Origin of the sequence: Microbacterium sp. NPDC056736 (assembly GCF_042790415.1) — a bacterium.
GTDB lineage: Bacteria > Actinomycetota > Actinomycetes > Actinomycetales > Microbacteriaceae > Microbacterium.
The window spans coordinates 135,543-154,883 of the sequence record NZ_JBHTZE010000002.1 but is presented as its reverse complement, the minus strand read 5'-3'; the positions used below and the strand labels follow the sequence as shown (position 1 = coordinate 154,883).

The 19,341-nt window shown below is 71.9% G+C and carries 22 protein-coding genes; 9 read left to right on the top strand and 13 right to left on the bottom strand.

Annotated features, from left to right (window positions below; translation table 11 throughout):
- Positions 1-51: 51 nt before the first annotated feature.
- Positions 52-345, top strand: coding sequence for a DUF503 domain-containing protein (locus tag ACFRAL_RS05235; RefSeq protein ID WP_378880558.1), 294 nt, complete (start codon positions 52-54; stop codon positions 343-345).
- A gap of 2 nt (positions 346-347) precedes the next feature.
- Here ACFRAL_RS05235 and ACFRAL_RS05230 read toward each other — a convergent pair whose 3' ends face one another.
- Both ACFRAL_RS05230 and ACFRAL_RS05225 read right to left on the bottom strand, forming a co-directional pair.
- Positions 348-992 (bottom strand): SDR family oxidoreductase, encoded by a 645-nt coding sequence (locus ACFRAL_RS05230; protein WP_336397832.1) that lies wholly within the window; start codon positions 990-992, stop codon positions 348-350.
- Between the two features lie 114 nt (positions 993-1,106).
- The gene (locus ACFRAL_RS05225; protein ID WP_378880555.1) at positions 1,107-1,511 is read right to left on the bottom strand and encodes a VOC family protein; all 405 of its coding nucleotides are present in this window, start codon (positions 1,509-1,511) and stop codon (positions 1,107-1,109) included.
- A 68-nt stretch (positions 1,512-1,579) separates the two neighbouring features.
- Here ACFRAL_RS05225 and ACFRAL_RS05220 point away from each other — a divergent pair, with 68 nt between their 5' ends.
- Positions 1,580-2,161, top strand: a complete 582-nt coding sequence (locus tag ACFRAL_RS05220) for a TetR family transcriptional regulator (RefSeq protein WP_336397830.1) — start codon at positions 1,580-1,582, stop codon at positions 2,159-2,161.
- Between the two features lie 3 nt (positions 2,162-2,164).
- Here the strand turns inward: ACFRAL_RS05220 and ACFRAL_RS05215 are convergent, their stop codons facing one another.
- From ACFRAL_RS05215 to ACFRAL_RS05200, 4 genes are read right to left on the bottom strand one after another with little or no spacing between them, the layout of a single operon-like run.
- The gene (locus ACFRAL_RS05215; protein ID WP_378880551.1) at positions 2,165-3,253 is read right to left on the bottom strand and encodes an NAD(P)-binding domain-containing protein; all 1,089 of its coding nucleotides are present in this window, start codon (positions 3,251-3,253) and stop codon (positions 2,165-2,167) included.
- Between the two features lie 50 nt (positions 3,254-3,303).
- Entirely contained in the window at positions 3,304-4,080 is a 777-nt protein-coding gene (locus ACFRAL_RS05210) for an isocitrate lyase/phosphoenolpyruvate mutase family protein (RefSeq protein ID WP_378880548.1), read from the bottom strand.
- 40 nt (positions 4,081-4,120) lie between these two features.
- Positions 4,121-4,558: a YchJ family protein gene (locus ACFRAL_RS05205; RefSeq protein ID WP_378881283.1), complete on the bottom strand. Its 438-nt coding sequence runs from the start codon at positions 4,556-4,558 to the stop codon at positions 4,121-4,123.
- 1 nt (position 4,559) lies between these two features.
- Positions 4,560-4,925: a TraR/DksA family transcriptional regulator gene (locus tag ACFRAL_RS05200; protein WP_378880546.1), complete on the bottom strand. Its 366-nt coding sequence runs from the start codon at positions 4,923-4,925 to the stop codon at positions 4,560-4,562.
- 364 nt (positions 4,926-5,289) lie between these two features.
- Here ACFRAL_RS05200 and ACFRAL_RS05195 point away from each other — a divergent pair, with 364 nt between their 5' ends.
- Positions 5,290-5,817 carry a hypothetical protein gene (locus ACFRAL_RS05195; RefSeq protein ID WP_378880543.1) on the top strand — a complete coding sequence of 176 codons (528 nt, stop codon included), beginning with the start codon at positions 5,290-5,292 and terminating at the stop codon, positions 5,815-5,817.
- Between the two features lie 287 nt (positions 5,818-6,104).
- A complete protein-coding gene (locus ACFRAL_RS05190) occupies positions 6,105-6,584 on the top strand; it encodes a hypothetical protein (protein ID WP_378880540.1) in 480 nt (159 codons plus the stop codon).
- On the opposite strand, the gene ACFRAL_RS05185 is transcribed toward ACFRAL_RS05190, so the two are convergent.
- The 4 genes from ACFRAL_RS05185 to ACFRAL_RS05170 are packed head-to-tail and all read right to left on the bottom strand — an operon-like array spanning position 6,503 to position 10,897.
- Positions 6,503-7,864, bottom strand: a complete 1,362-nt coding sequence (locus ACFRAL_RS05185) for a DUF6716 putative glycosyltransferase (protein WP_378880538.1) — start codon at positions 7,862-7,864, stop codon at positions 6,503-6,505. The genes ACFRAL_RS05190 and ACFRAL_RS05185 overlap by 82 nt on opposite strands.
- Entirely contained in the window at positions 7,861-8,733 is an 873-nt protein-coding gene (locus ACFRAL_RS05180; protein ID WP_336397823.1) for an N-acetylneuraminate synthase family protein, read from the bottom strand. The genes ACFRAL_RS05185 and ACFRAL_RS05180 overlap by 4 nt, the downstream gene beginning before the upstream one ends.
- Positions 8,730-9,989, bottom strand: a complete 1,260-nt coding sequence (locus ACFRAL_RS05175; RefSeq protein WP_378880535.1) for a cytidylyltransferase domain-containing protein — start codon at positions 9,987-9,989, stop codon at positions 8,730-8,732. The genes ACFRAL_RS05180 and ACFRAL_RS05175 overlap by 4 nt, the downstream gene beginning before the upstream one ends.
- Complete coding sequence (locus tag ACFRAL_RS05170; RefSeq protein ID WP_378880533.1) at positions 9,986-10,897, bottom strand: hypothetical protein; 912 nt, start codon at positions 10,895-10,897, stop codon at positions 9,986-9,988. Before ACFRAL_RS05170 ends, ACFRAL_RS05175 begins: the two co-directional genes overlap by 4 nt.
- 151 nt (positions 10,898-11,048) lie before the next feature.
- Here ACFRAL_RS05170 and ACFRAL_RS05165 point away from each other — a divergent pair, with 151 nt between their 5' ends.
- Positions 11,049-11,972, top strand: coding sequence for a 5'-3' exonuclease H3TH domain-containing protein (locus ACFRAL_RS05165; protein ID WP_378880530.1), 924 nt, complete (start codon positions 11,049-11,051; stop codon positions 11,970-11,972).
- A 54-nt stretch (positions 11,973-12,026) separates the two neighbouring features.
- On the opposite strand, the gene ACFRAL_RS05160 is transcribed toward ACFRAL_RS05165, so the two are convergent.
- The 3 genes from ACFRAL_RS05160 to trpD form a co-directional block, all read right to left on the bottom strand.
- Positions 12,027-13,022, bottom strand: a complete 996-nt coding sequence (locus ACFRAL_RS05160; RefSeq protein ID WP_378880527.1) for a PHP domain-containing protein — start codon at positions 13,020-13,022, stop codon at positions 12,027-12,029.
- A gap of 18 nt (positions 13,023-13,040) precedes the next feature.
- Entirely contained in the window at positions 13,041-13,529 is a 489-nt protein-coding gene (locus ACFRAL_RS05155) for an aromatic ring-opening dioxygenase LigA (protein WP_336397817.1), read from the bottom strand.
- A gap of 94 nt (positions 13,530-13,623) precedes the next feature.
- A complete protein-coding gene (gene trpD, locus ACFRAL_RS05150; protein ID WP_336397816.1) occupies positions 13,624-14,685 on the bottom strand; it encodes an anthranilate phosphoribosyltransferase in 1,062 nt (353 codons plus the stop codon).
- Positions 14,686-14,872: 187 nt separating this feature from the next.
- Here trpD and ACFRAL_RS05145 point away from each other — a divergent pair, with 187 nt between their 5' ends.
- Genes ACFRAL_RS05145 through ACFRAL_RS05130 form a run of 4 tightly spaced genes read left to right on the top strand, consistent with a single transcriptional unit; the run spans position 14,873 to position 19,302 of the window.
- Positions 14,873-15,514 (top strand): heme-copper oxidase subunit III, encoded by a 642-nt coding sequence (locus tag ACFRAL_RS05145; protein WP_336397815.1) that lies wholly within the window; start codon positions 14,873-14,875, stop codon positions 15,512-15,514.
- 20 nt (positions 15,515-15,534) lie between these two features.
- Positions 15,535-16,338 (top strand): cytochrome c, encoded by an 804-nt coding sequence (locus ACFRAL_RS05140; protein WP_336397814.1) that lies wholly within the window; start codon positions 15,535-15,537, stop codon positions 16,336-16,338.
- Between the two features lie 37 nt (positions 16,339-16,375).
- Entirely contained in the window at positions 16,376-17,455 is a 1,080-nt protein-coding gene (locus ACFRAL_RS05135) for a Rieske 2Fe-2S domain-containing protein (protein WP_336397813.1), read from the top strand.
- Entirely contained in the window at positions 17,452-19,302 is a 1,851-nt protein-coding gene (locus ACFRAL_RS05130; RefSeq protein WP_378880524.1) for a cytochrome bc complex cytochrome b subunit, read from the top strand. Before ACFRAL_RS05135 ends, ACFRAL_RS05130 begins: the two co-directional genes overlap by 4 nt.
- Positions 19,303-19,341 lie beyond the last annotated feature (39 nt).

Genomic DNA, 19,341 nt, shown 5'->3' with positions numbered 1-19,341 from the left:
GACGTCCCGACGATAGGGCGTCCCGGGCCCGCCCCCTGTCAGCATGTACCCATGTGGATCGGATGGATCGAGTTCGACCTGCTCCTGGGCGACGTGCGATCGCTGAAGGAGAAGCGCAGCGTGCTGCGGCCGCTGATCGCCGAGCTCAGCCGCCGCACCGAGGCGGCCGCGGCCGAGGTCGGCGAGCACGACCTGCACCGACGCGCCCGGATCGGCGTGTCGGTCGTGGCATCCGGGGCGTCGCACGTGCGCGACGTCCTCGACCACGCCGAGCGGCTGGTGGCCGAGCGGCCCGAGGTGACCCTGCTCTCGGCCCACCGCGGGCTGCATTCGAGCGAGGACTGAGCTCAGCCGGCCACCGCGTGGCCGATGGCCTCGTCCCCGGCTCCGAAGCGGATGGTGCGGCCGATGGTCGAGTCGTCCGCGATCGCCGCCGCGATCACCGCCGCGACGTCGGCACGCGGCACCTCGCCGGAGCCCTCGGGGTCGATCGCGATGCGTCCGGTGGGCGGGTCGAGCGTCAGCGTCCCCGGGGCCAGGATGGTCCAGTCGAGGCCGCTCTGCGCGAGGTGCGCGTCGGCGGCCCATTTCGCGTCGGCGTACGGGAAGAACGAGCTGTCGCGGGCGACGCCGTGGTCCTGCCGGGAGCCGATCCACGACACCATCACGTACCGCAGCGCGCCCGCGGCCGCGGCGGCGTCCATCGAGCGGATCGCCGCATCCCGGTCGACGGCGTACGTGCGCGCCGGGTCTCCTCCGCCGGCGCCGGCGGACCACACGACGACGTCGTTCCCCGCGACGAGGTTGGTCAGCTGGTCGAGGTCGAAGGTCTCGATGTCGGCGACGAGCGCCTGCGCGCCGGTCGCCGCGACCTCGGCGGCATGGTCGGGGTTGCGGATCACCGCGGTCACGGTGTGTCCTCGCGACACCAGCAGCGGCTCGAGCAGCAGCGCGACCCTGCCGTGGCCACCGAGGATCAGGATGCGGGCCATGGGACTCCCTCCGTCGGACCACCCACGCTACGCCAGCGGGCCATCGGCCGGGTCACCGCCTCCGGTCCGCGGGCGCACGCAGGCCGCCCCTCCCGGCACCGTCGCGGTCGCTGCTCACGCGAACGCCGCGGCGAACTCCTCCGAGGGCTCGATCGGCTCGATGACGTCTACGAGCACGCCGCCGGGTGCGGCGAGGATGAAGTGCCGCTGTCCGAACGGCTCGTCGCGCAGCGCCAGCACGCATTCCGCTCCGCCACCGGTGACCAGGCGCTCGTACGCCGCCCGCGCGTCGTCGACCTCCACGTTCAGCAGCACGCCCCGCACCGGCGCGCCGAAGCCTGCCGGGATCGAGTCGTGGTCGCTCGCGAGGAACGCCAGCTCTGCTCCGTCCCGCACGAGGCTGACGTACCAGTCGGCCGCGAACGTCCGCGTGAAGCCGAAGCGCTCCTCGAAGAAGCGCGCGGCGGCCGCGGCATCCGTCGTCATGACCACCGGGTAGAAGCTCGTCATCGTCTCCATCGGCCGGCTCCTTTACATACGATGAGTTCGTAAGCAACGATACATACACCACGCACGTAAAGGAACCCATGCCCCGAGCAAGTGCTGCCGACGCCGCCGAGACTTCACGCCGCGTGCTCGAGGCGGCGCAGGAGCGCTTCGCCGCGGATGGCTTCGCCGCGGCATCCGTCGACGACATCGCCCGCCGCGCGCGCGTCACCCGCGGGGCCGTCTACCACCACTACGGCAGCAAGCCCGGGCTGTTCCGCGCCGTCGCCGAGCGGCTGCAGGGCGAGATCGCCGCGCGGGTCGTCGCGGCGGCGGAGAGCGAGACGGATGCCGCGGACCAGCTGCGCGCCGGAAGCCATGCCTTCCTCGACGCGATCACCGACGATCGCGCGGTGCGCGTGCTCCTCGTCGACGCACCCGCCGTCCTGGGGTGGGCGCAGTGGCGGGAGCTCGACGCGCAAGCCGCGGGGCGTGAGCTGCGCGAGGCGATCGCGGCGCTCGGCACCGTTCCGCCGGGTCTCGTCGACGCCGTGACCCGCCAGCTGAGCGGCGCCATGAACGAGGCGGCGCTGTGGCTGGCTGACGGGCCGGGCGACGCCCGGGCCCGGGCGTCCGCGCATGACGCCCTCGACCTGCTTCTGGACGCCGTCGCGCCCCGCTGAGGATCAGGCGGCGAGCGCCTCGCGCTCGGCGACGATCGCCCGCACCGCGTCGCGCCCGGCGCGATTGGCGCCGACCGTCGACTGCGACGGTCCGTAGCCGATGAGGAACAGCCGTGGCTCGTCGATCGACCGGCCGTTCTCGACACGGACGCCTCCCTCGGGGGTGCGCAGCCGCAGCGGGGCGAGGTGGTCGAGCGCAGGCCGGAAGCCCGTGGCCCACAGGATCGCGTCGGCCGGCTCGAAGGACCCGTCCGGCATGCGCACGCCGTGCTCCTCGATCCCGGTGAACATCGGATGGCGCACGAGCACGCCACGCGCCTCGGCGGCGCGCGCCCACGGCGTCCAGCGCATGCCCGTCACCGAGATGACGCTGCCCGGCGGCAGACCGCGACGGACCCGATCCTCGACCCCGGCGATGGCGGCGACGCGGGCGGGGACGTCGAAGTCCTCGTCGACCCAGTGGGGTTCCCGCCGGGTGACCCAGAACGTGTCGGCCACGTGCGAGATCTCGTCGAGCAGCTGCACGGCCGAGATCCCGGCACCGACGATCACGACACGCTTGCCGCGGAACTCCTCCGCCGAGACGTAGTCCGCGACGTGGAGCTGCCGGCCGCGGAACCGCTCCTGCCCGCGATAGTGCGGCCAGAAGGGACGTCGCCACGTGCCGGTGGCGTTGACGACGTGCCTTGCGGCCCAGGAGCCGCTGTCGCTCTCGACCACGAGGCGGCCGTCCGAGTCGGCGCGTCGCACCGCCCTCACCCTCACCGGGCGGAGCACGTCGAGCGCGAAGCGCTCCTCGTACGCGGCGAAGTACGCCGGCAGGACGTCGCGGCTGGCTGCCGCCGGGTCGGCGGGCGGAACCGGGAAGCCCGGCAGCTCGTGGATGCCGTTGACCGTCGCCATCCGCAGCGACGCCCACCGGTGCTGCCACGCGCCGCCCGGCCGCACGTCGGCGTCGAGGACGACGAACGACGGATCGGAGGCCGCCGCTCGCGCGAGCGGCACGAAGCCGCGCCGCTGCAGGTGGTAGGCGGCGGACAGACCCGCCTGCCCGGCGCCGATCACGACGACGTCGACGGGTGCGGGCTCCATACCCCCGACAACCTTCCCCGGCCCGAGGGGATTCCCGGGCCGGGCCGGTGTCAGTTGAGGGCGCGCGTCGACGACGGGATGACGCCACCCCGGTAGAGATCGGCCGCGGTGTCCTGCAGCGCCGTCAGCGCCACGCGCTGCGTCGTCGGGCCGTACGAGATGCGAGCGACCCCGAGCTGCTCGTACTCCGTCGACGAGAGGGCGCCGGGCAGGCCGATGACGCTGATCTTGCGCTCCCCGATGCCGTCCACGAGCTGCCGGGTGACGTCGGCGTTCAGCACTCCCGGTACGAACACGAGGTCGGCGCCGGCGTCGAGGTAGGCGCGCCCGCGCTCGATCGCGTCCGCGATCGACTCCTCCACCGGCCGGTCCCCCGCACGCACGAAGGCGTCGGTGCGGGCGTTGAGCACGAACGGCACGCCCTCGGCCTCACCGGCGGCGACGATGGCCTTCACGGCCGCGACGGCTTCGTCGAGGGGTCGCAGCCGGTCCTCGACGTTGCCGCCCACCACGCCCACGCCGATCGCCCGGCGGACGGTCTCGCCCGCGTCGTCGTAGCCGGCGTCGAGGTCGGCGCTCACCGGCAGGTCGCCGGCGGCTTCGACGATGCGGCCGAGCATGTCGAGGGAGACGTCGAGGGGGATGGTGCCGTCACGGTAGCCGAACGACGCGGCGATCGAGTGCCCGGCGGTCGCGATGGCCCGCGTCTCGGGGAGCGCGGCGATGGTCCGGGTCGACACGGCATCCCAGACGTTCACCAGGCGCAGGATCTCGGGGGCGGCGTGCATCCGGGCGAGGGTCAGTGCTTTCTCGGCGTGAGTGGTCATGGGTTTCACGCTATCGGCGCCCGAGCATGCCGCGGCCCGGTCAGCCCGGATCGATGCGTCCGTCCAGGTACCACCACCGCCCGCTCTGCGTGACGAACCGGCTGCGCTCGTGCAGCACGCCACGCTCGGCGCCGGACCGCCAGCCGGCGCGGAACTCGACGATGCCGCGCTTGTCGCCCTCCGCCCCGGCGTCCACCTCGATGATCTCCAGGCCCGTCCAGCGCTGCGCGGGGTCGAGGGTCAGCTCCTCGGGCCGGGTGCCCGGATGCCACGTGTCGGACAGGTGACGCTCGTCTCCGACGACGAAAGCGGTGTAGCGCGAGCGCATGAGGCGCTCGGCTGTCGGGGCCGGAGTCCCGCGCAGCAGCGGGGCGCAGCATCCGCCGAAAGCGTCTCCGCTGCCGCACGGGCAGGGGTCGGTGTCTGCGACGCGCGGGAAGCCGGTTCCCGGCCCGCCGCGGGCGGCGCCGGACGGCATGTCACGCACCCGCCTTCTCGGCGCACGAGACGCAGCGGGTCGCGAAGGGGCGCGCCCGGAGGCGTGCGATCGGGATGCCTCGCCCGCAGTCCACGCAGACCCCGTAGGTGCCCGCCTCCCAGCGCCGGACAGCCTCGTCGATCTCCCCGATCTCCCTGCGCGCGGCCTCGGCCAGACCGACGGCGCGCGCCCACTCGCCCGACAGCGTGACACCCTCGGGGTCGTGCTCGTCGTCGGCGACATCGGCACCGCGGTCGGCGCGGAGCTCGGCGAGCGTGTCGTCCAGGGTGGCCAGGCGGGCCGTCGCCGCGTCGTGCAGCTCGTCGAGGAGCGCGCGCAGCTCGCGCCGGCCCGCGGCGGTGGTCATCGCACGAGGATACGCCCGGATGCCGCGACCGCCGCGGCGGCGTGCCGTGGACGGTCCCGGCGCGGCCGCGTGGCGGCGCCCCGGCAGTGCCCGCGCGCGCGTCCGGTGTTTGCACGGCGGAGGCATGGCCGGCTCCCAGGCGGGAGTGCCACCATGGTTGCGTTCACGAGGCGGAGCTGTCCGGTTTCGTCTCGTGCACCGAACGGCGATGCGTCTCGCCCGGACCGTGCGTCCCCCTAGCGCCGGCTTCCCGCGGACCCGCCCGAAGCCGGCGATCCGAGCCCCCGTCGTGATCGCCGGCTTCTCTGTCTTCGGGTGTGGATAACTCGCGAGCGGCTCCGGGCCTGCCGGTTACCGTGGGGGCGTGAGGAATCGCGCGCTCGCAGTCATCGGCACTGCGGTGCTGCTCGCCCTGTCCGGGTGCACGACCCCCGAGCCGGCCACCCCTACCCCCACGGCGGCCTTCTCCAGCGAGGAAGAAGCCTTCGCCGCCGCCGAGGAGACCTACCGGGCGTACGTGGATGCGCTGAACCAGGTCGATCTGAGCGACCCGGAGACGTTCGAGCAACTGTATTCACTGACGGTCGCTGATCTCAACGCGTCGGATCGCAAGCAGTTCTCCGAATGGCATGCCGATGGGTTGACCAAGACCGGTGACGCGGTGGTCTCGCGAGTCGAAGGTAAGAGCTACGAGGAGGAATCCGGTCGCGTGGAGATTGACGCCTGCTACGACGTCGGTGCGGTGGACATCAAGAATGCGCAGGGTGAGTCACTTGTGTCGGCAGAGCGGCCTGACATCCAACCACTGACGGTGGTCCTCGTTTCGGAAACGGGGCAACCTACCGGGCTTTCGATCGCCGCGATCTCAGCGTCGGAGCGACTGCAGTGCTGACGGCGGCGTCACTCGCTGCGGTGCTGCTCCTTGGCGGTCCAGTAACAATGGGAGAAGGCACATGCGCGACCGGAACACCGCTCCTGACAGGCTGCCCATCGGTCAGCAATAGCGGTAGAGAAGTAGTCGTTTCAGCTGACAGTTCACACAACGGCGCTGCTCCGGGCTTACGGACGCCCGGTTCCGAAGGCTCGGCGGTTGCACCAGCTTCTCCATCCCCCGCGCCGCCCGAGGACTGCGGGCCGCTGAACCGCTGCATCGAGTACAGCGTGGTCGGGATCCCCGACGTGACGCTCGCCGATCTCGCCTCGTTCCGCCCCTCGCCGCCGACCCTCGGCGGCGAGCCGGCCGGCTTCGGGGTCGTGGGCATGCCGACGAACCTGGTGGCGACGGCATCCGAGGAGCGCATCCCGGGGACCGTGCTGGGCTGGGACGTGACGGTGCGGTTCCTGCCGACCGCGTACGTGTTCGACCACGGCGACGGCACCGTCGGACGCTCCACGACCGGGGGCGCGTCGTGGACGTCGCTCGGACAGGGGCAGTTCACGCCGACCGCGACGAGCCACGTGTACCGGGAGCGCGGCACCTACGACGTGTCGGTGACCGTCGAGTACGCGGCATCCGTCGACTTCGGCAGCGGCGCGTGGCACGCCGTGCCGGGTGTCGTCCGCGCGGCCGGGCCGGGCTACGGCGTCCGCATCGTCGAGGCGCGCACGGCGCTCGTCGACCGGACGTGCGCCGAGGACTCCTCCGCGGCGGGCTGCTGAGCGCCGAACCCGATCGCAGCGCGCAGCCGGCCGGCGAGGCGCGCGAGCGCCCGCAGCGGCACTCCGATGACGAGGGCGACCGCACCCGCCGGAGAGGTGTCGCTGCGTCCCAGGGCGACCTTGCGCTCCCACGCGTCGCGGAGGGCGCCGCCGCGCCGTGCGAAGGCGGCGCGCCCCGGCAGCATCCCGGCCCGGCGCGCCGTGACCAGCTTCTCGACCCGGTCGGCCCAGTCGTCCTCGGCCGGATCGTGGAAGTAGTTGTCGTCGAGCCACTCCGGGTCGGGATGGCGGAACCGCCGCGCGACGACGTCGTGCTCGGAGGCCAGCAGATCCGCGTCGGCGAGCGTCTCGTTGATCAGCTGCGGCGACACTCCGTAGGTGTCCAGCGCGATGACGGGGATGCCGCGGGCGACCGCCTCGATCGCGGCGGTCGAGCTGACCGTCACGAGCCCCTCGGCCGTCGAGAGCGCCTCCCCCATCGGGCCCGTCGAGGTGACGAGGTTGGGCGGCAGCGGCCCCAGCGAGGCGAGCAGCTCGGGGTATCCGTCCTGCTCGAGGTGGGTCTGGTGCTCCCCGCTCGCGGCCCGCAGCTTCACGACCACCCGCCGCGACGGATCGGCGACGGCCGCCCGCACCATGAGCCGCGCGATCCCGAGTCGGTCGGAGCGGCCGGCGGGCACTTTGGCCTGCGGGGCGAAGACGAGGTCGGTGCCGCCCGTCGCCCCGCGCTCATCGCGCGCGCCTGTCCCCGCCACCGCCGCGCCGCGTGCGAACGGCAGCGTCGCGAGGGCGTAGCGGTGCGCGTAGCCGGTGCGTGCCGACAGGGCGGCGAACTCGCGCAGCTCGCGTCGGGAGTGCACCACGAACAGGTCGCACTGCAGGCGGTACACGACGGCCTTGCGCGTGGCGGGGATCGAGATCCCGGGCAGCCCCGTGACGACGACAGGGCGCGGCAGCAGGGCGGCGACATCGCGGGCGAGCACACGGACGAGCGGCCCGCGCGCACCGAGGACGACGACGTCGGCGCGCAGCTCCGACAGCCGCGCGGCGAGCCCGTCGTACGTCACGCGCTCGACCCGGTCCCGATCCACGCCGCTGCCCCGGAGCGCCGCGCCCAGCTGCGGTGCGCTGACCACGAGCGGCGTCTCGAGCACCAGGAGCGAGGCATCCCACCGGCCCGCGACGCCGCCGAGCAGCGCCGCGGCCCACTTCACGTACGAGTCGGTGTCGGCGATCGCGACGATCCGCAGCCGCGCGCCGTCGCCGGTCGTCGCCGTCACGCCGGCACGCGGCGCAGCTTCGCCATCGGCGCGAGCTCGCCGGGGTACACCCGCTTGACGCCGTCGCCGAGCGCGGCCTCGATGACGCGGATGTCGCGCACGAGGTGCGCGAGGCCCGTCGGCTCGAGGGACGCCGCGTGGTCCGAGCCCCACATGGTGCGGTCGAGGGTGATGTGCCGCTCGACGGCCACCGCGCCGAGGGCGACCGCGGCGAGCGAGATCTGCAGGCCGCGCTCGTGCCCCGAGTACCCGACGGGCACGCCCGGATACCGGTCGCGCAGCGTAGGGATCATGCGCAGGTTCGCCTCGGCAGGCTCCATCGGGTAGGTCGAGGTGGCGTGCATCAGCAGCAGGCGGTCGGTTCCCACGATGTCGATCGCCGCGTCGATCTGCTCGATCGTCGACATGCCGGTGGAGAGGATCACGGGCTTGCCGGTGTCGCGCAGCGCCTCCAGCAGCTCGCGGTCGGTCACCGATGCCGACGCCACCTTGTGGGCGACGACGCCGAGGTCCTCGAGGAACGCGATGCTCGGCACGTCCCACGGCGAGGCGAACCACTCGAGGCCGCGCAGCAGCGCGTGATCGGAGATCTCGATGTACTGATCCCGGTCGAACTCCACGCGCCGGCGGTACTCGAGGTACGACATCGTGCCCCACGGGGTCTCGCGGGCGACGTCGCGCATGTGCTCGGGCGTCGCGATCTCGGGGGTGCGCTTCTGGAACTTCACCGCGTCCGCGCCGGCGTCGGCGGCGACGTCGATGAGCCGCTTGGCGAGCTCGACGTCGCCGTTGTGGTTCAGTCCGATCTCGGCGATGACGTAGGCGGGGCGTCCGCCCCCGACGACGCGGGATCCGATGGTGACGGTCATGAGGCCTCCAGTGGTGCGGTGGGGTGATCGGATGCCGCATCGGCGGCGCGTTCGTGGACCTGTCGGGGTGCTCCTGCGGGCGTCGCGGGGCTGCGTCCGGCGAGCACGCGCTCGGCGAGGTCCCGGACGGCGCCGGAGCCCCCGGGCCGGTCGAGGACGACGCGCGCGGCGGAGAGCACGAGCGGGTGCGCGTCGGGGACGGCGACCGGCCATCCGACGATCTCGAGGCAGGAGAGGTCGTTGACGTCGTTGCCGAGATAGGCGATGCGGGAGAGCGGGATGCCGCGCCCCTTCGCCCAGTCGCGCAGGACGGCCGCTTTGTCGGCCGCTCCCTGCCGCACCTCGACACCGAGCTTGCGGCCGCGCGCGGCGACGACCGGGTTCGCCTCGGTGGAGAGGATGAGGAAGGGGATGCCGGCCGCACGCAGCAGCGACACGCCCATGCCGTCGGACCTGCTGACGGCGACCGACTCGATGCCGTCCTGATCGACCCGCACCCGGTCATCGGTGTGCACGCCGTCGAAGTCGGTGACGACGGCGTCGGCGGCGATCGCCGCACCGTGGCCGTCGGGCGCCCGGTCGATCAGGCCGGCGACCGCGCGGGCCGTCTCGAGCTCCTGGAGGGTGTCGATCTCGATCGCCGTGCGCGGGTCGACCTCGACGATGCCGATGCTTCCGAAGAAGCGGTGGCGCGCGGCGCGGAGACCGGAGGCCCGCAGGACGTAGAAGCCGCCCGTCTCGAGGTGGTGCGGATCGCGGTCCTGGCGGCGCGGGCGCACGTCGGCGTCGTGGTTGATCGCCTCGGCCGCGCCCCCGCCGCCCTTCCGCCACAGGAACCCGTAGGTCTCGACCGCGGAGAAGACGCTGTCGCGCCGGCGGGAGCGCACGAGCTGCACCGCGGTGGTCAGCGCGTCGACGTCGAGGAACGGCGACGTCGCCTGCAGGAAGGCCACGATCCCCGCATCCACCCGCCGCGCCTCGAGCACGTCGAGGGCGTGCAGCAGCGCGCTCTCGGAGCCGGCCTCGTCGCCCGAGAGGTCGGCGGGGCGCTCGACGATCTCGGCGCCCCACTCGGCGGCGACGGCGGCGATGTCGGCGTCGTCGGTGGTCACCACCACGCGGTCGATGGCGGGGCATCGGCGGGCGGCGTCGACGGCGCGCGCCACCAGCGGCACCCCGCCCACGCGCTGCAGGTTCTTGCGCAGGATGCCCTTCGACCCGCCCCGCGCGGGGATGATCGCGACGGCCTCGCTCATGCGGCCGCCCTTCGCGCGGAGGGCCGCGCGGCGCCCGTGCGCACGACGGCGCCCGTGCCCGCCAGCACCAGCGGAAGCGTCGTAGCGGTGCTCGACGGCAGCGTATGGACGTCCAGCGCCTCGCGGGCGCCCGCGAGCACCAGCTCGACCGGCAGCCCTGTCGTATGGATCCGCACTCCGGGCAGCGTCGCGACGGCGTCGAGCTGCTCCTGCGACTCGCGGCGATGCGGCAGATAGACCGCGGCGCCGGCCGTGGCATCCCGCACCCAGCGCAGGTAGTCCACCAGCATCATGCGGCCGTCGACCGGCAGCGCACTGCCGAGCACGATGCGCGGCCCGAGCTCGGGCGCGGCGGGCGCCGTCGCGCGCGTCCAGGAGAAATCGTGTCGACGGATGCCGAAGCCGCGGTCGGCCAGCGCGTCGAAGCGGTCCCCGCCCAGGTCGAAGGCGGTGAACACGCTCACCCGCCGCGCCGCGGCGCGACGGTGCACCAGCTCCGCGGCCAGCGGGGCGACCATCGTCGTGAGACCTCGCTCGTCGACGTGCGGCCGCGCGTACGGGCGCCGGCCCAAGAGCGTGTCGGCGAACGCGACGGCGAGTCCGCCGTCGTCGAGGAACGTGATCCGACGCGGCCGCAGGACGGCGGCGGCCAGACGGAACTGCCCTGAGAAGCCGTCGCCCACGAGCCAGTGGTCATGGCGGGCGAGCAGGCTCCACGGGATGCCGAGGTAGGGCGCGAGCTCGCCGAACGCGGCCCCGCGGGCGAGCATCTCGTCGGCGGTCGCCGAGATCTGCGCCGTGAGGCGCCCGGCGACCGGGACCGCCGTGCGATGCGCGGCGGCCCACTCGGCGGCGCCGATGAGCTGGAGCGGCGACTCCACCCACGCCAGCACGTCCTCGCGGCCCATGGCGTCTCCTCTCACCGCTGTCTCCCCACGGTGGGCGCGAGACGTGAACGCGACGGGTGCCGGCAGGCGACCGACGGACGTCCGGCGGGTGAACGACGCGTGCCGCGGCCCCGGTGGGCGCGCCGTCGGACCCGCGTGCCAGGATGAACGCGTGACAGAACGCCTCATGCTGCTGGACTCCGCCTCGCTGTACTTCCGCGCGTTCTACGGCGTCCCCGACACCGTGCGGGCGCCCGACGGCACGCCCGTGAACGCGGTGCGCGGCTTCCTCGACATCATCACGAGGCTCGTGTCCACCTACCGCCCCTCCCACCTCGTCGCCTGCTGGGACGACGATTGGCGGCCGCAGTGGCGGGTCGATCTCATCCCCACCTACAAGACGCACCGCGTCGCCGAGGTCGTCGCCGGCGGGCCCGACGTCGAGGTCGTCCCCGACCCCCTCGAGGTGCAGGTGCCGGTGATCCGCGAGGCGCTGGACACCCTCGGCATCCGGATCGTCGGCGCGCCGGCGCATGAGGCCGACGACGTGATCGGCACCCTCGCGACGACCGCGGCGATGCCCGTCGACATCGTCACGGGCGACCGCGACCTGTTCCAGCTCGTCGACGACGGACGCGACGTGCGCGTGGTCTACACCGCCCGGGGCATGAGCAACCTCGAAGTGCTCACCGACGCGTCGGTCGTGGCGAAGTACGGCGTCCTCCCCTCGCAGTACGCCGACTACGCGACGCTGCGCGGCGACTCGTCGGACGGGCTGCCGGGCGTCGCCGGTATCGGCGAGAAGACCGCGGCCGGCCTGCTCGCGACCCACGGCGATCTCGAGGGCATCATCGCCGCCGCGCAGGCGGGCGAGGGCATGTCGGCGGGGGTGCGCTCCAAGGTGCTGGCGGGTCTGCCCTATCTGGCCGTCGCACCACAGGTGGTCGCGGTCGTCCGCGACCTGCCGCTCGAGGTCCCCGATCCCCGTCTGCGCCCCCTGGACGACAGCGCGAGAGCGGATGCCGCCGCGCTGGCCGAGCGGTGGGCCCTCACCAGCGCGATGACGCGCATCGTCGACGCCCTGGACGCGCTGTAGGCAGCGGTCGGGCTGTCGTCAGCGGTCGCGCTGCCGTCAGCCGTCGCGCTGCCGTCAGCGGTCGCGGCCCGTCCACGCGCGCAGCCGCTCCAGCGGCCACGACGTGACGATGCGCTCGGCGGGCACGCCCAGCCGCTCCGCCCGTTCGGCGCCGTAGTCCAGCAGCGAGAGCTGCCCGGGCGCATGGGCGTCCGAATCGATGGAGAAGAGGCATCCGATCTCCAGCGCCAGCGCCATCAGCTCGTCCGGCGGGTCCTGCCGCTCGGGGCGCGAGTTGATCTCCACGGCGACGCCGTGCTCGGCGCACGCCTCGAAGACCGCGCGGGGGTCGAACGTCGAGGGTGGGCGCGTGCCGCGGGAGCCCTCCACCAGACGCCCGGTGACGTGCCCGAGCACGTCGACGTGCGGGTTGCGCGCAGCCGCGACCAGGCGTCTGGTCATCGGCCCGCGCTCCATGCGCAGCTTCGAGTGGGCCGAGGCCACCACGACGTCGAGCTCTCCCAGCAGCTCCGGCTCCTGGTCGAGCGCGCCGTCCTCGAGGATGTCGACCTCGATCCCCGACAGCAGCGTGAACCCGTCCCCGCTCATCCCCCCGACGACCTCGAGCTGCGCCCGCAGGCGCTCGGGCGACAGTCCGTTCGCGACCCGCAGCCGGGGCGAGTGGTCGGTCAGGGCGAGGTACTCGTGCCCGAGCGACCGCGCGGCCGCCACCATGAGGTCGATCGAGGTCAGGCCGTCGGACCAGTCGCTGTGCGAGTGCAGGTCACCGCGCAGCAGGGGCCGCAGCGACGACGTCCGCTGCACCCCGGCGCGCTCCCGCAGGTCGGCGAGGTACCCGGGCACCTCGCCCGACAGCGCCTGCTGGATGACAGCGAACGTGGACTCGCCGATGCCCTTGCGCCGGCGCAGCGATGCGGCATCCCGCAGCTCCTCGTCGCTCAGCCCCGCGATCGCGTCGGCTGCGGCCCGGAACGCCTTGGACTTGTACCGCGACGACCGCTCGCGCTCGAGCAGCGTCGCGATCTCGGTGAGCGCGTCGTGCGGGTTCACGCGTGGCTGCGGGCGAGGTCAGACGACATTCGCCCGCTTGATCACGACGGGGACGTCGGCGAGGCGGTGGATCGCCCACCCGAACAGGATCGCCAGCACTCCCATGCCGGCGGCGAAGAGCGCGACCCCGTAGGCGACCACGGAGGTGAAGAGCGACGCCCGGAGGAAGGACGCCTGCATCACCGTCGCGCGCACCGGGTCGTCCTGGTCGAGCTCGGCGTAGGTCTTCCCGCCGGACGCCTCCAGCGCGTGCTGGTTGATGATGTCGGCCTGCACATAGGCGGTGAAGGGCCCCGTCACCTGCTGCCCCTGGAACGCCGCGGCGTCATCGGGGATCGTGATGTTCTCGGCCGTCAGCTGGGTGGTGACGCCGATCCAGGCGATGATGCCCACGACGATCAGCAGGATGCCGCCGACGATTCCGAGGATGCCCACGGCCTTCACGAGGCCGACCTTCTTCTCGGGGGGTTCGATCACGTCGGCGGTGCGGGGCTCAACCTGGCTCATGCTGCCTCCTCGGAACGGGACGTCTTGCGCCACACGCTAGCGGGGACGCCGCGCGCCGCGGAAGACCACGCGCCGGGAGGGGTCGCGCCGGGGCTCAGGCCGCGAACGACCGCGTGGCCTCGACCCAGCGGTCGAGCGTCGCCGTCGCGGCGCCGCTGTCGATCGCCAGCGCGGCGTCGTCCCGGGCCTCGGCCAGGCGCTCCAGGATGGGCCGCTGCACCTGCGTCGCATCGCGGAACAGCCGGTACGCGACGATTCCGGCGGCGGCATTCAGCAGCACGATGTCGCGCACGGCGCCCGCCTCGCCGTCGAGCACGCGCCGCACCACCTTCGCGTTGTGCGCCGGGTCGCCGCCGAGCAGGTCGTCGATGTCAGCGAGCGGGATGCCCAGATCGCGCGGGTCGAGGTCGTGCTCGTGGATGTCGCCGCGGCTGACCTCCCACAGCCGGCTGTGGCCGGTCGTGGTGAGCTCGTCCAGCCCGTCGTCGCCGCGGAAGACGAGCGCCGTGGCGCCCCGGGTGCGGAAGACGCCCGTGATGAGGGGCACCCGGTCGAGGTGCGCGACGCCGACGGCGTTGGCCTCCGCACGCGCCGGGTTGCACAGCGGGCCGAGGAAGTTGAACACGGTCGGCACGCCCAGCTCGGCGCGCGTGGCGCCGGCGTGACGGAAGCCGGGGTGGAAGGCCGCCGCGAACGCGAACGTGATGCCCGCGCGGGACAGCGTCTCGGCCACCGCCTCGGGCGGGAGCGCGAGGTCGACCCCGAGGGCGGCCAGAACGTCCGACGAGCCCGACGACGAGCTCGCCGCCTTGTTGCCGTGCTTGACCACGGGGACGCCGGATGCCGCGGCCACCAGTGCGGCCATGGTCGAGACGTTCACCGTGCCGAAGCGATCGCCGCCGGTGCCGACGATGTCGAGCACCGCGGCGTCGACGGGGAGCGGGAGGGCCGCCTCGAGGATCGCGTCGCGGAAGCCCACGATCTCGTCGACCGTCTCGCCCTTCGCCCGCAGCGCGACCAGGAAGCCGGCCAGCTGCGAGGGCGTCGCACTGCCCGACATGATCTGCCGCATCGCCCACGTCGACTCCGACACGCTGAGGTCGCGGCGCTCGAGGAGCGCGGTCAGGATCGCCGGCCAGGTGTACAACTCCGCCATAACGAAGAAGCCTAGCCGGGCCCGTGAATCAGGACCTTTTCGTGACACGGCGTCCCGGAGGCGGCGATTCCGCGTCTTCACCACGGGTTCAGGGCAGAGTCGCAGGGAACTCTTAGGTTCCCCTAACTTCACATCCGGCCGAAGAGATGGTCCGCGGTGCGGAACTCTGCTTCCCGAATCGGCCATAATGGGGAGCGTGACGACCTCCACAGCGACCTACTCCCAGGCCATGCGGTCCGTCAAGCGGCCGGATCCGGTCGCTGTCGGCACCATCGTGTGGCTCGGCAGCGAGGTGATGTTCTTCGCGGGCCTGTTCGCGATCTACTTCACCCTCCGAAGCACCTCCCCCGAACTGTGGGCGGAAGAGACGCAGCTTCTGAACATCCCGTACGCGACCGTCAACACGATCATCCTCGTGCTGTCGTCCGTCACGTGCCAGATGGGCGTGTTCGCCGCCGAGCGCTTCCAGCCCTATTCGACCAAGAAGCGCGGCTGGCTGGGCTGGGGCATGGTCGAGTGGTTCTGGCTGACCTTCGCACTCGGTGCGATCTTCGTCTCGGGCCAGGTGTGGGAGTACGCACAGCTCGTCGCCGAGGGCATGCCCATCACGGCCAACGCCTACGCGTCCGCCTTCTACCTGACCACCGGCTTCCACGCCCTCCACGTCACCGGCGGCCTCATCGCGTTCCTGCTCGTCATCGGGCGCGCGTACGCCGTCAAGAACTTCGGGCGCAAAGAGATGACGTCCTCGATCGTCGTGTCGTACTACTGGCACTTCGTCGACGTCGTCTGGATCGCCCTCTTCCTCGTCATCTACTTCCTCAAGTGAGAGCGGAGCTGAACCCCGACATGGCACGAGAGACCACGCGCCGCTCGAAAGGCCGCCGCAGCCCCTGGGCCGCCGCAGCGCTCATCGGCATCGGCCTGCTCATCACCGGCGGCGTCTATGCGGGCGCCTCCGCCGCGATGGCCGCCACGACCACCGAGACCGCGGTGGACTCCGCGCTGACCGTCGAGGACGGCGAGCGGCTGTTCCAGGCCAACTGCGCCACCTGCCACGGGCTCGACGTGCAGGGCACCGAGGACGGCCCGTCGCTCTACGGCGTCGGCGAGCTGGCGGTGCACTTCCAGATGAGCACGGGCCGCATGCCGCTGCAGGCGCAGGGGCCGCAGGCCCCGCAGAAGCCGGTGCAGTTCACCGACGAGCAGATCGAGGCGATCGGCGCCTACATCCAGTCGATCGCACCCGGACCGACCTTCCCCGACGAGGAGGTCCTGGACGGCGAGGGCAACGCGGCCGAGGGCGGCGAGCTGTTCCGCATCAACTGCGCGATGTGCCACAACGTCGCCGGCGCCGGCGGTGCGCTCACCGAGGGCAAGTACGCCCCGGCGCTGCACACCACGACGCCTCTCAACATGTACGCGGCCATGGTCACCGGTCCGCAGAACATGCCGGTGTTCAACGACATGACGCTGACCACCGAAGAGAAGCGCGACATCATCACCTACCTGCTCTACCTGCAGGACAACGAGTCCGCGGGCGGGTTCTCGCTCGGCTCGCTCGGCCCGGTCTCCGAGGGCCTCTTCATCTGGATCTTCGGGATCGGTTCGCTGATCGCCATCACCGTGTGGATCACGGCGAAGTCCAACTGATCGACGAACACCACAGCAACACTTGACGAGGAGCAGCATGGCCCACGTGGACGACCCGCTCGAGCACGAGAGGGCTACCTGGAAGCCCTCCCCCGGGCTCGCCGTCGCGGTCCCCGACCCGGTCACCAACCCTGGCCTCCCCCCGCACCGCGAGCGGATGACCGACAAGGACCCCGCTTCGATGAAGCGCGCGGTCCGGACGGTCTACACCCTGTTCTACCTGTCGATCGCGGGCAGCATCTGGGCGGTCGCCGCCTACATGCTGTTCCCCATCGAGAGCGGGCGGATCGTCGACATCCGCGCGAACAACCTCTTCATCGGTCTCGGCATCGCGTTCGCGCTGCTGGCCATCGGCATCGGCGCGATCCACTGGTCGAAGGCCGTCATGTCCGACAAGGAGTTCGTCGAGCCCCGCCACGCGACCCGCGGACGCGACACGACGCGTGCGGCCGCCATCCAGGCGTTCGCCGACGCCGACGCCGACTCGGGCTTCGGTCGCCGGGTCATGATCCGCAACTCGCTGTTCGCCGCACTGGCCGCCTCGATCGTGCCCGGTGTCGTGCTGTTCCGCGGCCTCGCGCCCTTCAGCTCCCCCGAGCACCCGCACGCGGGCGACCCGGTGTTCCTCCTCGAGCACACCATGTGGACCGAGGGAATGCGTCTCGCGCACGACCCGACCGGCGAGCCGATCCGCGCCGCCGATCTGACCCTCGGCTCCGCCGTGCACGTCATCCCCGAGGCGCTGGCCGAGCTGTCGCACAGCGAGGGCTACCTCGAAGAGAAGGCGAAGGCCCTCGTCCTCCTCGTCCGTCTGCTCCCCGAGCAGCTGACCGAGCCCGAGGACCGCAAGGACTGGTCGTACGACGGCATCGTCGCCTACTCCAAGGTGTGCACGCACGTCGGATGCCCGGTCGCGCTGTACGAGCAGCAGACCCACCACCTGCTGTGCCCCTGCCACCAGTCGCAGTTCGACGTGACCGACCAGGCGAAGGTCATCTTCGGCCCGGCCGCCCGCCCGCTGCCGCAGCTGCCCATCACCGTCGACGATGAGGGCTACCTCGTCGCGCGCAGCGACTTCACCGAACCCGTCGGCCCGAGCTTCTGGGAGCGTCATTGAGCACCCCAACCGTCACCCAGCCTGAGGCTCCCGGCGCTCCCGTCTCCTCGAACGGGCGCGACAAGCCTCTCGGCGGCCGCTTCATCGGCGCCACCGCCAATTACATCGACGAGCGCACGAGCCTCTCCGGCTTCGTGAAGGAGCTCGGACGCAAGATCTTCCCCGACCACTGGTCGTTCATGCTGGGCGAGATCGCGATGTGGGCGTTCGTCGTCGTCCTGCTCTCGGGAACGTTCCTGACGTTCTTCTTCCAGGCCTCGATGACCGAGACGCACTACGACGGCGCGTACCTGCCCATGCGCGGCATCGAGATGTCGGCGGCGATGGCCTCGACGCTCGAGATCTCGTTCGACCTGCGCGGCGGCCTCCTCGTCCGCCAGATCCACCACTGGGGCGCGCTCGTGTTCGTCGCCGGCATCGGCGTGCACATGCTCCGCGTGTTCTTCACCGGCGCCTTCCGCAAGCCGCGCGAGCTCAACTGGGTGATCGGCTTCGTCCTGTTCGTCCTGGCGATGGGCGAGGGCTTCACCGGATACTCGCTCCCCGATGACGTCCTGTCGGGCAACGGCCTGCGCATCATCGACGGCATGGTCAAGGGCATCCCGCTGATCGGCACGTGGACCTCGTTCCTGCTGTTCGGCGGCGAGTTCCCCGGCACCGCCATCGTCGGACGCCTGTACACCCTGCACATCCTGCTGCTGCCGGCGATCCTGGTGGCCCTGCTGGTCGTGCACCTCATGCTGATGGTGATCAACAAGCACACGCAGTTCGCGGGGGCCGGTCGCACCAACAGCGTCGTCGTCGGCTACCCGATGATGCCCGTGTACATGTCGAAGATGGGCGGCTTCCTGTTCATCACGTTCGGCGTGATCGTGCTGATCGCGTCGCTGTTCACGATCAACCCGATCTGGAACTACGGGCCCTACGACCCGTCCCCCGTGTCCGCCGGCACCCAGCCGGACTGGTACATCGGCTTCGCGGACGGCATGCTGCGCCTCATCCCGCCGGGCTGGGAGGTCGTCTTCCTCGACCGCACGTGGTCGTTCAACATCCTGGTTCCGCTCGGCATCATCGGCATCTTCCTGGTGCTGGTCATCATCTACCCCTTCATCGAGGCGTGGGTGACCGGCGACAAGCGCGAGCACCACATCGCCCAGCGCCCGCGCAACGCGGCCACCCGCACCGCCATCGGCGCGGCCGGTGTCACGTTCTACGCGGTCATGTGGGCGGCGGCCTCGTCCGACATCATCGCCACGCACTTCTGGCTCACGATGGAAGGTGTCATCCACACCCTCCAGGTGCTGCTGATCATCGGCCCGATCATCGCGTACTTCGTCACCAAGCGCATCTGCATCGCCCTTCAGAAGAAGGACCGCGAGATCGTGCTGCACGGCTACGAGTCGGGCCGCATCGTCCGCCTCCCGGGCGGCGAGTACATCGAGGTGCACCAGCCGGTCGACGAGTACGAGCGCTTCAAGCTCGCCGACTTCGACTCCTACGAGCCGCTCGTCGTGCGTCCGAACGCCAAGGGCCGCATTCCGTGGCACGAGAACCTCCGCGCGTCCATCTCGCGCTGGTTCTTCGAGGACCGCCTCACCCCGGTGACGCAGAGCGAGCTGGACGCGGCGCTGGCCCACCAGCACCACGACCTCGAGCACATCGCGGCGGAGGAAGACCTCGAGCTGCAGGGCGCCCACGAGCGCGCCGGTGTGCCGGATGCCCCGCACAAGCCGATCGATGACGGCAAGCACGGCGAGATCCCGGTGCGCCCCTCGAACGTCATCGTCCCCGAGCCGGATGCAGGCACCAAGGCGCCGCGCAACCGCGAGAAGGAGCCCGGCGCGTAGAGCTCGACGCTTCGCCGACGGATGCCTCGGCACGATCGC